Annotated in this window: 11 protein-coding genes; 5 read left to right on the forward strand and 6 right to left on the reverse strand. The window is 56.0% G+C overall.

Annotation, left to right across the window (positions count from 1 at the left end):
* Positions 1–77: 77 nt before the first annotated feature.
* Both glyA and ACQY4Z_RS22930 read left to right on the forward strand, forming a co-directional pair.
* Entirely contained in the window at positions 78–1403 is a 1326-nt protein-coding gene (gene glyA, locus ACQY4Z_RS22925) for a serine hydroxymethyltransferase (protein ID WP_428525150.1), read from the forward strand.
* Between the two features lie 75 nt (positions 1404–1478).
* A complete protein-coding gene (locus tag ACQY4Z_RS22930) occupies positions 1479–2876 on the forward strand; it encodes an MATE family efflux transporter (RefSeq protein ID WP_428525152.1) in 1398 nt (465 codons plus the stop codon).
* A gap of 17 nt (positions 2877–2893) precedes the next feature.
* Here the strand turns inward: ACQY4Z_RS22930 and ACQY4Z_RS22935 are convergent, their stop codons facing one another.
* A complete protein-coding gene (locus tag ACQY4Z_RS22935; protein ID WP_209175135.1) occupies positions 2894–3310 on the reverse strand; it encodes a helix-turn-helix domain-containing protein in 417 nt (138 codons plus the stop codon).
* Between the two features lie 70 nt (positions 3311–3380).
* Here ACQY4Z_RS22935 and ACQY4Z_RS22940 point away from each other — a divergent pair, with 70 nt between their 5' ends.
* Positions 3381–4649, forward strand: a complete 1269-nt coding sequence (locus tag ACQY4Z_RS22940) for an MFS transporter (RefSeq protein ID WP_428525154.1) — start codon at positions 3381–3383, stop codon at positions 4647–4649.
* Here ACQY4Z_RS22940 and ACQY4Z_RS22945 read toward each other — a convergent pair.
* The 3 genes from ACQY4Z_RS22945 to guaD all read right to left on the reverse strand — a co-directional run bounded on the left by ACQY4Z_RS22945 (position 4624) and on the right by guaD (position 7610).
* A complete protein-coding gene (locus ACQY4Z_RS22945) occupies positions 4624–5853 on the reverse strand; it encodes an HlyD family secretion protein (protein ID WP_428525156.1) in 1230 nt (409 codons plus the stop codon). The genes ACQY4Z_RS22940 and ACQY4Z_RS22945 overlap by 26 nt on opposite strands.
* Positions 5853–6206, reverse strand: a complete 354-nt coding sequence (locus ACQY4Z_RS22950; RefSeq protein ID WP_428525158.1) for a hypothetical protein — start codon at positions 6204–6206, stop codon at positions 5853–5855. The genes ACQY4Z_RS22945 and ACQY4Z_RS22950 overlap by 1 nt, the downstream gene beginning before the upstream one ends.
* A gap of 75 nt (positions 6207–6281) precedes the next feature.
* Positions 6282–7610 carry a guanine deaminase gene (gene guaD / locus ACQY4Z_RS22955; RefSeq protein ID WP_428525160.1) on the reverse strand — a complete coding sequence of 443 codons (1329 nt, stop codon included), beginning with the start codon at positions 7608–7610 and terminating at the stop codon, positions 6282–6284.
* A gap of 253 nt (positions 7611–7863) precedes the next feature.
* Between guaD and speB the strand changes: the two genes are divergently transcribed.
* Positions 7864–8835 (forward strand): agmatinase, encoded by a 972-nt coding sequence (speB, locus tag ACQY4Z_RS22960; RefSeq protein WP_428525162.1) that lies wholly within the window; start codon positions 7864–7866, stop codon positions 8833–8835.
* Here speB and ACQY4Z_RS22965 read toward each other — a convergent pair.
* The gene (locus tag ACQY4Z_RS22965) at positions 8814–9332 is read right to left on the reverse strand and encodes a hypothetical protein (RefSeq protein ID WP_428525164.1); all 519 of its coding nucleotides are present in this window, start codon (positions 9330–9332) and stop codon (positions 8814–8816) included. The two genes, speB and ACQY4Z_RS22965, sit on opposite strands and share 22 nt — an antisense overlap.
* A 399-nt stretch (positions 9333–9731) precedes the next feature.
* On the opposite strand from ACQY4Z_RS22965, the gene ACQY4Z_RS22970 reads away from it, so the two are divergent.
* Positions 9732–12065 (forward strand): sensor domain-containing protein, encoded by a 2334-nt coding sequence (locus ACQY4Z_RS22970; RefSeq protein ID WP_428525166.1) that lies wholly within the window; start codon positions 9732–9734, stop codon positions 12063–12065.
* Between the two features lie 132 nt (positions 12066–12197).
* Here the strand turns inward: ACQY4Z_RS22970 and ACQY4Z_RS22975 are convergent, their stop codons facing one another.
* Positions 12198–14003 carry a PHA/PHB synthase family protein gene (locus tag ACQY4Z_RS22975; RefSeq protein ID WP_428525168.1) on the reverse strand — a complete coding sequence of 602 codons (1806 nt, stop codon included), beginning with the start codon at positions 14001–14003 and terminating at the stop codon, positions 12198–12200.
* Positions 14004–14056: the final 53 nt, after the last annotated feature.

Raw genomic sequence — 14056 nt, forward strand, 5'->3', positions numbered from 1 at the left:
GCTAATAATTAGCAAATCTCGTTTGCAGGTTCCACCCGCATTTGCTTTCGTTCCAATCAACAGCGCGGGAGAGCGAAATGACTGCATTGGAAAGAAGAAACTGGGTGCCGGACGCCTGCGAGACTTACGTTCAGGAGCTGGCGGCCCGAACCGCATCAGCCAATCTGGAGGAGACGCAGGCGCGCATCGATGCGTTGATCGCACGGAACCTTCAGATCCATGACCGCGACTGCTTTAATCTCAATCCGGCGACCAACGTCATGAACCCAAGGGCCGAGGCTGCGCTCGCTGCCGGGCTCGGGTCGCGACCGTCGCTTGGGTATCCGGGCGACAAATACGAAATGGGCTTGGAAGCGATCGAGGAAATCGAGGTTATTTGCGCCGAACTCTGCGCGGAAGTGTTTCAGGCGAAGTTCGCCGAAATACGGGTTGGCTCCGGCGCGCTGGCCAATCTCTATGCCTTCATGGCGACCTGCCGTCCCGGCGATACGATTATTGCCCCGCCCGCGTCCATCGGCGGTCACGTGACCCACCACCAAGCTGGATGTGCCGGCCTCTATGGTCTTGATATTCACGAAGCGCCGGTGAGCGCAGATGGCTACACGGTCGATCTTGATGGGCTGAAGGAACTGGCAGACCGCGTGAAACCGAAACTGATCACCATTGGCGGCAGCCTCAATCTTTTCCCGCATCCAGTCCGGGAAATCCGCGAGATTGCAGACGGGTGCGGGGCCAAGGTTCTCTTCGATGCAGCGCACCAATGCGGGATCATCGCTGGCAGGGCCTGGCCGAACCCGCTCAAAGAAGGGGCTCACATGATGACGATGAGCACCTACAAAAGCCTCGGCGGACCAGCAGGTGGATTGTTGGTCACCAATGAATCGGATCTGGCAGAACGGCTGGATGCGATTGCCTTTCCCGGCATGACAGCGAATTTTGATGCAGCCAAGTCGGCAGGGCTGGCGATAACCATGTTGGACTGGAAGGCCTATGGCGAAGCTTATGCGGCCGAGATGATCGCTCTGTCACACCGCCTGGCAAAGGAGCTGCAGGAAAATGGTGTGCCAGTCTTCGGCGGAGGAAAGGGTTTTACCCAGTCCCATCAGTTCGCAGTTGAGGCAGCCAGTTTCGGCGGCGGCCAAGCAGCTTCGAAAAAACTGCGCCAGGCAGGTTTCCTGGCCTGTGGGATCGGTCTTCCGGTTGCACCGGTTCAGGGAGACATGAACGGGCTGCGGATTGGAACCCCGGAATTGGTGCGCAGAGGTGTGACCGCCAAAGATGCGCCCAAATTGGCGGATCTGATCGCACGTGCCGTGACCACCAACGATCCAGCCACTCTTGCCCGGGAGGTCTCAGCATACCGGTCTGAATTCAACGATGTGCATTTCGTGCTTCAGTCATGATTTGCACACAGGACCTTCCCGTGGCATGACGCGCGCAGGGGCCACTGTCTGAGTCCCGGCAAACTGTCTGTGCTCATGTCCCAAGCCAAATTCCTGACCGGCAATCTGTTCCGTCATGTCACGGTGATGTCGCTGACGTCTTCTGTCGGACTGATGGCGATCTTCGCCGTTGATTTCGTCGATATGATTTTCATCTCGATGCTCGGCAAGGATGAGCTGGCGGCGGCGGTTGGTTATGCGGGCGCAATCCTGTTCTTCACGACATCCTTCAACATCGGGGTTGCGATCGCTGCTGGTGCATTGGTGGCCCGGGCGATTGGCGAGGGAGACAAGGAACATGCCCGCAGCAGGGCTTCCGCGGCGCTCGGCTGGGGCGTTCTCTTTTGCATTGTGTTTGCGACCCTGGTCTGGTTCGGGCTGGAGTTTCTGGTCAGCCTGATCGGCGCGACCGGGGCGACCCACGGACTTGCTGTCGATTACCTGTCGATCATTGTTCCAACCTTGCCGTTTTTGCTGTTGGGAATGGCAGGGGGCGCCATTCTAAGGGCTCACGGGGATGCCCGGCGCGCGATGTCCTGCACAATCATTGCTGGATTGGTGAACGCGGTTCTGGATCCGATCCTGATCTTTGGCTTCGGTCTGGAGTTGACCGGCGCCGCCCTTGCAAGCGCAGCGTCCCGCATCGCGCTCGCTGTCTTCGCCATCTGGCCGATCTTTCAGTATTACGGTGGTTTGAGCCTACCGAGTAAATCCGCATTTATGAAAGCTCTGCCGCCGATCGCGGCCATTGCCGTCCCTGCAATTCTCACCCAATTGGCGACACCTGTCGGTCAGGCGTTTGTCACCCGCTCGATGGCGGAGTTCGGTGAAGATGCGGTTGCCGGAATGGCAGTCGTTGCCCGGATGAGCCCGCTTGCCTTCGCCACGATTTTTGCGCTTTCCGGTGCCGTGGGACCGATCGTTGGGCAGAATTATGGAGCAGGGGCCTACACAAGGGTTCGCACCGTCTTGCGGGATGCGCTTTTGTTTACAGCCCTAGTGGTTGCGTTCGCCGCCCTGGTGCTTTTCCTTTTAAGAGAGCCGATCGCTGCCTTGTTTCAGGTGCAGGGTGTTGCCCTGACGCTGATCTATCTTTTCTGCGGTCCTTTGGCCCTGGCATTCTTCTTCAACGGAGCTCTGTTCGTCTCCAACGCATTCTTCAACAATCTGGGGCGCCCGTTTTATTCGACCTGGATGAACTGGGGCCGTCATACGCTTGGCACCATCCCGCTCGTCATGATTTGCGGATCGATTTGGGGAGCTCCCGGGGTGCTGATCGGTCAGGCTGCAGGCGGCGTGATTTTTGGCGTGGCAGCCATCTTCCTGGTGCGCTCGGTGATCCGGTCGGTCGAGACCGGGGAGGGCAGACCCGCAGGGCCAAGCATCTTCCAGCGTCAGGCCCGCCAGGTCATTCTCTTTTTCAACCGCCGCTAAGCCACTACCTGTCGAGTTCAGAACTTGCTGGGTTTCACAGCGCTCCTTCGGGCACTGATCCGGATGAGTTTTTGAAACTTCGGGCATTCTATGTGACGCGGTGCAGGGCAGTCGGCAACGTGCCGGATCATATCCCGCAAGGATGTCAGCCGGGTAATCTGATCATCGAGATCGTCCGCCTTTGTCCGAAGGACGGAGCGGGAGAGGGACGGGCGGCCGTCCGGTCCGAACATGCCCTTGATCTCCTCCAGCGAAAAACCGGCGGCTTTGCCAAGCCGGATGACAGCAAGCTGATCGAGGACTTCCGGACCGAACAGCCGTTTCAGGCCACGTCTGCCGGCGGAATGGATCAGACCCTTTTCTTCATAGTGGCGCAGCGCTGATGCGGCGACCCCGGACTGGCGCGCAACTTCCGAAATATCGAGTAATTTCATATCTTGACCTTAAGTCGACTTGAACTTGTAGGCTGCAGCCAACTCAGTCGTCATGCAAGAGGATTTTTACATGACTTATACAAATGACCGGCCGGAAACATCGCTTTGGCGCGATGCAACTGCGTTGGCGCTGCTTCTGACAGCCTCGTTAAAAATCATGGCAAATGCCACGATCAGTCCTGCTTTGCCTGCGCTGGAAGCCAGTTTTTCAGGCGAGCCGGGCGCGACTTATCTGGTCCGCTTTTTGGTCTCGGCGCCGTCCTTGACCGTAGTTCTTGTTGCACCGCTTGCTGGTCTTGCGATTGACCGCTTCGGGCGAAGCTGGTTGCTGATGGCTGGTGTTTTGGTGTTCGCACTGTCGGGTAGTGCCGGTGCCTATTTGAACGATCTGACTGCCATCCTTATAAGCCGTCTTCTGCTTGGGGTCGCGCTTGCTTTTACAATGACCGCGCAGGTCGCCCTTGCCGGGGATTTGTTTCAGGGCAACCGCCGCAGCGCCTTTATGGGAGGGCAGGTTGTTGCGATCAATTTCGGCGGGTTTTTGTTTATCGGTGGAGCCGGTCTTTTGGCCGGCGTTTCTCCGCGTTTGCCCTTTTTGATTTACGCGTTGCCTCTTCTTCTGCTGCCGTTGCTCTGGCCGGTTATGAAACAGGAGCATCGGAACCGGAAAATCGCACCTGACGTGGCCTCATCACTGAAGAGTGGGGCATCCGTAGACCCGGCCGCGCAAGCTGGGTCGTGGCTGGTTTACGCTTTCGGGCTTGCTGGTCTTTCAATGCTGACCGTGATGATCTTTTTTCTGATGCCCAGCCAATTGCCGTTTTACCTTGAAGCATCAGGATTTGACGGGGCGACCGGCACAGCGCTCGGGCTCGGCGCCTTGACCCTGTCGGGCGCTTTCACTGCGTTGAAGTTTGCAGCGATCCGCGGCCGTCTCGGTCTCCCAATCACATTTTCGGCAGGTTTTCTCATCATGGGATGTGGGTTTGCAACGCTTGCGATGTATCCAGCGTGGGAGTTCATAATTCCGGGCTGCGCACTGATTGGCGTTGGCTATGCGTTCGTCCAGCCTGCCTTGTTTCTTGCCGCGCTCGACATTGCACCGCCCGCTCGGCGTGGAACGGTCTCCGGCATGATCACAACATCCATGTTCTTAGGGCAGATCGTGTCGCCATTTGTGTTTACTCCGGCACTCCAGAGTTATGGATTTGTGGCGGTATACGGCGCCTGCGGCGCAGCATTTGTTGTCTTCGCATCTGTGGCACTGGCAGTTAGACTCTTCAGACCCGTAAGAATGGCTGTGCCCTCAGAGCCTAACTTGGAAAAACCAGTACTTTGACCGGTAACAGCAGGGACTGGATGCGGATGACGAGCGCATTCGCAATTCCCATCCCGTCCACGATCCGGAACAGGAAGGCAGAGAATCCGGAAATCTCACCAGACTTTATGGCCTTGTCATGATTGGAATACGCAACGCCTATGCAGCGGCTGCCGGGCGGGATGTAGTCTGCATGACCTTCGAAAACAGGCTCTAGAACAGTCAGGATCGTGCCGGGACGCGCGCGATCCTGAATATCGATTAGCTGATCTGTGGGCCGGAGTTGACCGCCTGAGATCGCATCCTGGATTTCGGTGACAGCCATCGGGATGACGGCAAGCGGTTTTGAGGCGCAAGTAATCTCAACGATCGTGCCGATGTGGAGGATCTGAGCTGAGATTTGACCAAAGCCAGCCTGAAAGCGGCCGCGGCCCGATCCTTCGGGGACCAGAATACCGGCCGGACGCAGGATTGGATTAACGAGGTCACCCGGTTGGAGCTTGAACTGGCGGGCAGTACCGTTTGTCCCGGCAAAGACGGTCGACTTTTCGATCTCTGTTTCCGCCTGCGCAAGTGCCGCTTCGGCACTCGACTTTTGCGCCGGAAGAAGAACCCGGAGCCGGGTCTGGATCGCATCGCGCTGCGCCTTGATTGCTTCCAGCGACCCGGTCAGACCCTCGACCGACAGCCGCAGGCGCTCCAATTCCTGCTCGGTGACAACATTCTGGTTTCGCTGAGACAGCTCAAGGCGCCGCGTGAGATCATCTTGCGCCTGACGTAGCTGACTTTCAGAAGCAATGATGTTGCCTTCGGCCGCTGCGAGTTCCGCTTGTCCGACCAGAATTGCGGCTTCGACCTCGGCTATCCGGCGCCGCGCTGTCTCGGCTGCCGCTTGTTGCCGCTGAGTGTCGAGCCGGAAGATAGGGTCTCCGGCGCGGACAAACTGATTGTCGGCAACATAGACCTCTTCGACCCGGCCGGGTCGGTCGCTGAGAATGGAAACGGTCCTGAAGAGCGAGGTGACATTCGTCGTTGTGGGGTGAAAATAGAAAATCACCGTCAGCAGACTGATCGCAAGCACGGCACAGGACGTGATGCCCCATCGCAGCTCATACCACACTGTGAACAGGTTGATTTCATGACCAAGCCGCTTGCCCTGCTTGTAGCGGCGATAAAGGTAATCCGGAAGGATTGTAATCAGGGCGCTGAAAAGCAGCTCAAGCATTACCGGATCCTTCGCTTGCCGGTCCGGCCAGAGCGGAGCGATTTGACCTTAACAGGTAAAACAATCTGCGAAATTGGAATGGCGGCGAGCAACAGGGCTGCAACCCAAAAGGCGTTGTTGAAGGTGATCAGGGACAACAGTCCGAGCAGCCCGACAATCTGGATCTGGGTCTTGCCCATGCCGGACGCCATCCGGTCCGGCCAGGCCTGAACTGTGAAATACAGCGCGCCGAACCCGACCAGCACGAGGACCATGAAGATACTGACCGCAATGAACAGCGTGTCTGTCTGGCCCGGTGCCGTGATAAAAAACGGCAGCGGATCATGGCTAAGATTGCTCGTGATTGTGTCCACAACATCCCCTTGAAAGCCGAGACTTTCTTCTTAGTAGACAAAGTCAGGGCCTTGCGGGCAATACGTAATTTTGCGTTAGAGGCCGGCTGCGTCTAGGTCAGCAGGTTTCTGCGGAACCCCTGCCACATAGGTTTCGACAACGGACCGGTCGTCACCCAGGGTTTGCAAAACAAACAGCTCTTCGGACAGCGTTTCAACTGTTTCCATCCGTAAGGCCATTGGGCGTGTGGCTTTGGCGTTCAGAACGACAATGTCCGCGTCGGTACCAACGTCGAGCGAGCCGATCTTTTCAGAAAGCGACAGCGCCTTCGCATTACCAAGCGTTGCCCAGTAGAACGTTTCAAGCGGATGCAGGCGCTGGCGCTGCAATTGCAGGACCTTGTAGCCTTCATCCAGCGTGCGCAGCATGGAATAGCTGGTGCCGCCACCAATGTCGGTCGCGATTGCGGTTTTAATGCCGGCTGCTTCTGTCCGTTTTTTGTCGAACAGACCGCTGCCCAGGAACAGATTGGAGGTCGGACAGAACACGGCGACAGAACCGGTTTCCTGCATCACGCCCAATTCCCGGTCATTCATGTGGATGCAATGACCCAGCAGTGTTTTGGGCCCCAGAAGCCCGAAGTCTTCGTAGACACCCAGATAGTCTTGTGCGTCCGGGTAGAGCTCCTTCGTGAAGGCAATCTCGTTGTGGTTCTCATTGATGTGCGTCTGCAAATGGCAGTCCGGATAATCTTTCAGGAGCGTGCCGGCTGCTTCCAGCTGCTGGGGCGTCGAGGTGATCGCAAACCGCGGCGTGATGACATAGTGGGCGCGACCTTTGCCGTGCCATTTCTCCAAAAGTGCCTTGCTGTCAGTGTAGGCGCTTTCAGCAGTGTCGCAGAGGGCTTCCGGAGCATTCCGGTCCATCATCGTCTTGCCGCCGAGCATCAGCATGCCCCGGCGGCCGGCTTCCTCGAAATACGCCTCGACCGAATTCGGATGACTGGAACAGTAGGCGACCGCCGTCGTCGTGCCGTTTGCAAGCAAACAGTCGTAGAACCCACGTGCGATCCGGTCACCGTGTGTTTTGTCAGCGAATTTCTGCTCGGCCGGGAAGGTGTAGTCGTTCAACCAGTCCAGCAGCTGATCGGCCCAAGAGGCGATGACCTGCACTTGCGGAAAATGCAAATGCGTATCGATGAAACCGGGCATCAGCAAATGCGGCCGGTGGTCGATTTCCTCAAATGGCTCTAAAGCTGAGGCTTTGACGTCAGCATACGACCCGCGTGCCTTGATCACTCCATTGGAAATCAGGACCGCGCCATCGTCTTCATAGGTATAGGCGGATGTGTCCTCAGGGCCGCCGGGCGCGGAGGTGAAGGTCAGCAGTCTGCCGCGCAGAAGTTTTGCCGTTGTGTCTGCCAAATCTCTATGTCCCTGAAATTATGCTGCCGGAGCCCGCTGTGCGAGGCAAGGCCTTTTAGACGCGATCCGGGAGGGCGGCAACGCGAGATACATTCAGAATTTCAAGAAAGACCTCCATGAGAGGGCCGCCGAAATGGCATTCTCACTTTGACGGTAAGTTGCAAATCTCTTCAGCTGCCGGGTCTGAATGAATGCTTGAGGTTGTCGATGGACTGCGGTTAAGTGCCTGCAGTTCTTTTGATAAAGGTGCCCCATGGCTGTTGATTTGCCCCGTCAGACCGACAATGCGTTCCTAGGCGATTCTCTGAAGGGAGGGTCGCACGAGCCGACTTATGGCGGCGTCTTGTCGTTCATGCGCCGGCGGTACAGCCGCGATTTGAACGGGGTCGATCTGGCCGTCTGGGGGATTCCGTTTGACGCTTCCGTTTCAAATCGGCCTGGTGCTCGTTTCGGACCACAGGGCGTGCGCCGAGCATCGGCTATTTTTGATGGGGATCCGCAATACCCCTTCGAGTTTGATCCGTTCGAAACACTGGCTTGTGTCGATTATGGGGATTGCGTTTTTGATTATGGCCACAACCGGGACATCCCAGGCCACATTGAAGCACAGGCGCGAGAGATCCTGCAGAGCGGCACGCATCTCTTTTCCATCGGAGGCGATCATTTCGTCACCTATCCCTTGTTGAAGGCGCATGTCGAAAAGCACGGACCTTTGGCCCTCGTTCAGTTCGACGCGCACCAGGACACTTGGGATGACAAGGGAGACCGGATCGATCATGGCACCTTTGTCGGCCGGGCGGTTCGAGAAGGTCTGATTGACCCGGAAAAATCAATTCAGATTGGCATCCGCACGCACGCGCCGGAAACTTGCGGCCTCGAAATTCTTTACGGCGAAGAAGTCGAACTGCTTGGCGTCAACGGCGTGGTCGAACTGGTCAAGGACCGGGTCGGTGATGCCAAGGCCTATATGACGTTCGACATTGATTGCCTTGATCCTGCGTTCGCGCCGGGGACCGGAACGCCTGTTGCGGGTGGTCTCACAAGCCGGGAGGCGTTGATGATCTTGCGCCGGCTGGGTGATCTGAACTTTATTGGCGGGGATGTTGTTGAAGTCGCGCCAGCCTATGACCATGCCGACATCACATCAATTGCCGGCGCGAGCGTTGCGCTGATGTATATCGGATTGCTTGCGGAAAAGCAGCGTCAGCGGACGGACGGTCTTTGACGTTGACGGCCGAGATCGGACGTCATGTGTCCGTCTGATAAGCCTTTGAATGACTTGTTGTTGTCGTTGGCTTTCTGTGTGTCCCAGAAGCGGTAGAGCGGATGGGTAGTCTTGTTTTGGCAGTAATAGGCAGACAGTTGCTTCCACAAAACGTACTGGGTGATCAAGGCAACCATTACGCCAGTCACGGTCACAAGCGGCGTCAGCATCAATCCACCTAGGATCGTGACACCCAGCGATGTCCATGCCGTTAGATAGAGACCTAGCATAGGTCCTTGTTGACCTTTGGTTTGTATAAACTGATTGAGCCAGATACGTTCACCGAATGCTGCCTCCCGGCACAAGCGCGGGTTATCAGAAGAAATAATCCGGGACAAAGCCACCGTGGCCCAACACGTCCAAAGTGCCAGTGTGCCGGCATAGAACGGACCAATCCAAAGTGCTGTCCAGCTTGCAGCTGCCGCGCAAACCGGGACGAACATTCGTGCAGCTATCATTGGAGCGCGCGTTGGTGCGGGAGTGCCAGACCTCGCCGTGTAACGTGGTGACCCGGTCGCGCCCGCCCAATGTGCGGAATTTCCATCGTCAGAATGAAGCAGTGGCGGTGTGTGCATGATCTGGAACTGTTTCCCTTCGTAACAAGATATAACTCGCGCTCAACGTGTTTTGCAAACCGTGACAAGCGCGATTCGGGGCAAAGTTGACAATGAACGGACAGGTCTTTGGTTGGGTTTTGGCACTGTAAGGCGTTTCTGGCGTCGGGTTAACGGAAAATCAAACCAAACACACAGAGCTTGTGCGGGATTAATGCATGTAAACGCTTTGGCAGTCTGGAATGTGTTACTAGGATGGTCTGCAAGAAAAAGTGATAAGCAGATGCGGTAGAAGGCGGATCCATGACGGATCAACAGGTGTCTCAGGGAAGAAACGAAGGCCCAACAGGTTTTGCCGACTGGCAGGCCATGCAATCCCTTGCGACAAGGCTCCAAGAGCTGAACTCGGCGGACCGCTATGACAGCTCCCTGGATATGTTTGGCGATCTGGACTGGCTTCAGCAGCTGGTGAATCTCGTTTCCGACTATGTTTATGTAAAGGATCGCCAGTCGCGATTTGTCATGGCGAATGACAAGGTCGCTGAAGACATGGGCCGTTCAAGCAGTGCGGAGCTGATCGGCAAATCTGATTTGGAGTTGCACTCACCGGAAGTCGGGCACGTGTTCTATGATGCCGAACAGACAATGATGCGTGAGGGCAGGGACTTGGTCGACGTTATGGACCGCATCCTTCTGCCTGACGGGACAGATAAGTGGTTTTCGTCGTCCAAATACCCGATCCGCAACGAGACCGGTGATGTCGTCGGGATCGTAGGTATTTCAAGAGATATCACCGAGCGCCAAAACGCCGAGAAATTGCAGCGGGGTCAGAATGAGATCCTGAAGAAACTGGTGAGCGGTTTGCCGCTGCAAGATGTCCTCGACGCTTTGGTGCTGATGATTGAAGAGCAGCTGGACAGCGGTATGGGTTCCGTCATGCTCGTGGACGACAGCGGCGATCATATCCTGTCGGCGTCCGGTCCGAACTTGCCCAAGAGCTATCTGGAGTTGGTTGATGGCATCGAGATTGGTTCAAGAGTAGGGTCTTGTGGAACGGCTGTTTTTCGAAAGGAAGCAGTGTTCGTCGAGGATATTTTCGACAGTGAACTCTGGGCAGATTATGTCGACCTCGTTCGCGAATATGACCTGAAATCCTGCTGGTCCGTTCCGTTTTTCTCCGGGGATGGCAAGGTCTTGGGGACCTTTGCATTTTATTGGACGGACGTTCGTGCACCATCAGAGCGGGAAGAAAAAATCGTTCGTGAGGCAGCCCATCTGGCATCGATTGCCGTGGAACGTGACCGTGCTGAAAAGAGGATCCGCTATCTGGCAGAGCAAGACCCTTTGACCGGGTTGCCGAACCGCCGGAAGTTCAAAGATAAACTCGAAGCAAAAGTGGCTGCGAGCCGTGAGACCGGAGACCCGGTTGCTGTGGTCTTCGTCGATATGGACAACTTCAAATACATCAACGACAGCTACGGGCATGCTGTCGGCGACGAAGTTCTTTCTGCCGTTGCCGAACGCATCCTTGCTTCCCACAATACTGCCTTTGAAACCATTCGGTTCGGCGGTGACGAATTTGTCCTGTTCGTGGATGGGCCCTCGGCACACAAACCAGAGCTGCGGGATTTTCTCACGCGAATGCGCGAAGAAATTCTGAAAACAATTTCACTGGAATCGCTGACGCTTCACGTAACCTGTTCGATCGGGGCAGCCGTCTTTCCGCTCGACGGCGAGACCGCGGATGACGTTTTGAAAAATGCTGACCAGGCGATGTTTGAAGCGAAAAGCCTCGGACGGGACAACTTTTTCATTTTTGATCCGGAAACAGCGCCAGCGGGTGTCAATCGGCTGAAACTGGTCGAAGAGTTGCGCCAAGGCATCCAAAATAACGAGCTGTTTCTGGAATATCAGCCACAGATCGACCTGATGAGCGGCCGGATTGTTGGCGCTGAAGCACTGGTCCGGTGGTCTCACCCGGAACGTGGCAGATTAATGCCGGGCGAATTCATTGAGATTGCGGAGCAAACCGGAGCGATTATTCCGCTTGGCCGCTGGGTGTTGAACGAGGCTTGCCGTCAAAACAAAGCCTGGCAGGATGCGGGGCTTCCGAACATCACCATCGCCGTGAACGTCTCTGCGAACCAGTTCCGCGACAAGGCTTTGTTGTCAGATGTGTTTTCCGCGCTCGATACCAGCGGGCTGGATGCGCGTTATCTGGAACTTGAATTCACAGAAAGCCTTGTGATCCAGAACGTTGAGCAAGCTGTTGCGCTGATGGAAGACTTTCGCCGGATCGGCATTCACCTGGCAATCGATGACTTCGGCACTGGCTATTCCAGCCTTGTCGCCTTGAAGAATTTTCCTTTGAACCGGCTGAAGATTGACCAAAGCTTCATCCGGGATCTCGAATACAAGGAAAGCGACCGCGCAATTGTCCGGGCGATAATCAGCTTGGGCCGCGAGCTTGGATTGAACGTCGTCGCGGAGGGTGTCGAAACGGCCAAGCAACAGGCGTTCCTGCTCAGCTGCCGGTGTGAGACCACACAGGGCTATCACTTTGGCCGACCGATGGCCGCCGACAAGTTTTCAAAACTCCTTGGAATGACCAGAACACCGCTGGATGTGGCCCTCTAGAATATCCGGCTTGAGCAAAACGGATACTCTATCGTCATCCTGTCAGGTGTTCCGGGCGTTCAACTGATTGCTTTTCCTTGCAATGCAAAAAGATTGCGGGAACTGACAGCAATCTGTTCCCGCTTTCTCATCTTAAACCCGGTTCATCACATAACTGCCGGGGGCTTCTTCGAGTATCTTGACCCGGTTGGCTCCTGGCTTGCGCGCCTTCACCTCCGCCGCATCGTTTGTCCGGATCCATTCATCCCAATAGGGCCACCACGATCCGGGATGTTCTTCGGCGTTCTTCAGCCAGTTCTCCAGAGTGCCTCTTGCCGCACCGCCGGTCCAATACTGGTACTTCTTTTTGGACGGCGGATTGACGACGCCCGCGATATGGCCGGATCCCGAGAGCACATATTCCACTGGTCCGCCAAAACAGCCGGATCCCAGGAACACGGATTTGGGCGGCGCGATGTGATCTTCGCGGGTTGCAAGGTTAAAGATCGGGATCTTGACCCTGGACAGGTCCAGGGTTTCGCCGCCGATTTCCATCTCGCCCTTTGAGAGTTTGTTATCAAGATAACAATTGCGGAGATAGAAAGAATGGTTCGCTGCCGGCATGCGGGTCGAATCTGAGTTCCAATAAAGGAGGTCGAACGGGAAGGGTTCTTTGCCCTTCAAGTAGTTGTTTACCACATAGGACCAGATCAGGTCGTTGGAGCGGAGCATGTTGAAGGCCGACGACATCTTGGATCCGTCCAGATAGCCGCTTTCCGCCATGCGCTTCTCTAGAATGGAGATTTGCTCTTCGTCCACAAACACCTTCAGATCGCCTGCATAGGTGAAATCAACTTGGGTTGTGAAGAAGGTGGCCGTTTTGATCCTATCGTCGCCTGTCTGGGCCATATACGCCAGTGTCACGGCGAGCAGGGTGCCGCCAACGCAATAGCCGATCGCATTGACCTCTTCCTGACGGGTGGCGCGCTTGATGACATCCAGCGTGTTGAGGATGCCCTCTTTCATGTAGTGCTCAAAACTCTTTTGAGCTTGCCGTTCGTCCGGATTGACCCAGGAGATCACGAACACCGTGTGGCCTTGATCCACTGCCCACTTGATGAAGGATTTCTCCGGGTTGAGGTCGAGGATGTAGAACTTGTTGATCCACGGCGGCACGATCATCAAGGGGCGCTTCAAGACCGTGTCCGTTGCCGGGTCATACTGGATAACCTGACACACGTCGTTTTGCGCGATCACCTTTCCCTTGGTCGTTCCAAGGTTTTCTCCGAGTTTGAACTTTGACGGATCGGTCTGCCGGATTTTTAGTTCACCCTTGCCGGTCTTCAGATCTTCGGCCAGATGCTCCATGCCCTTGACCAGGTTTTCGCCGTTGCTCTCCATTGTCAGGCGCAGGAGTTCAGGATTGGTCAGAAGGAAATTTGACGGCGAGAGTGCGTTGGAGATCTGAGTGACGTAGAATTCGGCCTTGTGGCGGGTGTGCTCGTCCAGTCCCTGGGCTTCGTGAACCATCTCCTCGGCCCACTGGCTGGTAATCAGATAAATCTGTTTGACGAAATCGAAGTACTGATTGTTTTCCCAATCCGGGTCGGCAAAGCGCTTGTCCGTCGCCGGGGCCTTCACAGCCGGCTCTGACTGTTCGCCCATCATCCGCTTCAGCGAAGAATTCCAGAGATCGATATAACCGCTCCACAGGCGTCCCTGCGCCTCAAGGGCACGCTGCGGATCAGACGCCCAGTATTCGCCTACCTGAGCGAGTGTCTTGACGACGCCGGTGAGTTCATCGGTCGACTCATGCGTGATCTTGCCTTGCTCTCGTGGCTCGATATACGCAGCAAGAGCCTTGCCTGCATTTTCCAGCGTCTTCGCCAGATTTTGTGCGAAAGCCTCGGGATTGTTGATGATGTATTGCAACATGGGATGCTGGCGGTCATCAGCCATAACCAGGGATTCCTCCGACTTCCGGTCTTCTAGACTGCCGTCTGGTGGCGGCA

Origin of the sequence: Roseibium sp. (assembly GCF_965276855.1) — a bacterium.
GTDB lineage: Bacteria > Pseudomonadota > Alphaproteobacteria > Rhizobiales > Stappiaceae > Roseibium.

What these genes read in the sequence shown, in the direction of transcription:
- ACQY4Z_RS22975 (WP_428525168.1), bottom strand. Translation starts at nt 14,003, where the DNA reads ATGGCTGATGACCGCCAGCATCCCATGTTGCAATACATCATCAACAAT.
- speB (WP_428525162.1), top strand. Translation starts at nt 7,864, where the DNA reads ATGGCTGTTGATTTGCCCCGTCAGACCGACAATGCGTTCCTAGGCGAT.
- ACQY4Z_RS22935 (WP_209175135.1), bottom strand. Translation starts at nt 3,310, where the DNA reads ATGAAATTACTCGATATTTCGGAAGTTGCGCGCCAGTCCGGGGTCGCC.
- glyA (WP_428525150.1), top strand. Translation starts at nt 78, where the DNA reads ATGACTGCATTGGAAAGAAGAAACTGGGTGCCGGACGCCTGCGAGACT.
- ACQY4Z_RS22930 (WP_428525152.1), top strand. Translation starts at nt 1,479, where the DNA reads ATGTCCCAAGCCAAATTCCTGACCGGCAATCTGTTCCGTCATGTCACG.
- ACQY4Z_RS22970 (WP_428525166.1), top strand. Translation starts at nt 9,732, where the DNA reads ATGACGGATCAACAGGTGTCTCAGGGAAGAAACGAAGGCCCAACAGGT.
- ACQY4Z_RS22945 (WP_428525156.1), bottom strand. Translation starts at nt 5,853, where the DNA reads ATGCTTGAGCTGCTTTTCAGCGCCCTGATTACAATCCTTCCGGATTAC.
- ACQY4Z_RS22940 (WP_428525154.1), top strand. Translation starts at nt 3,381, where the DNA reads ATGACTTATACAAATGACCGGCCGGAAACATCGCTTTGGCGCGATGCA.
- ACQY4Z_RS22965 (WP_428525164.1), bottom strand. Translation starts at nt 9,332, where the DNA reads ATGATAGCTGCACGAATGTTCGTCCCGGTTTGCGCGGCAGCTGCAAGC.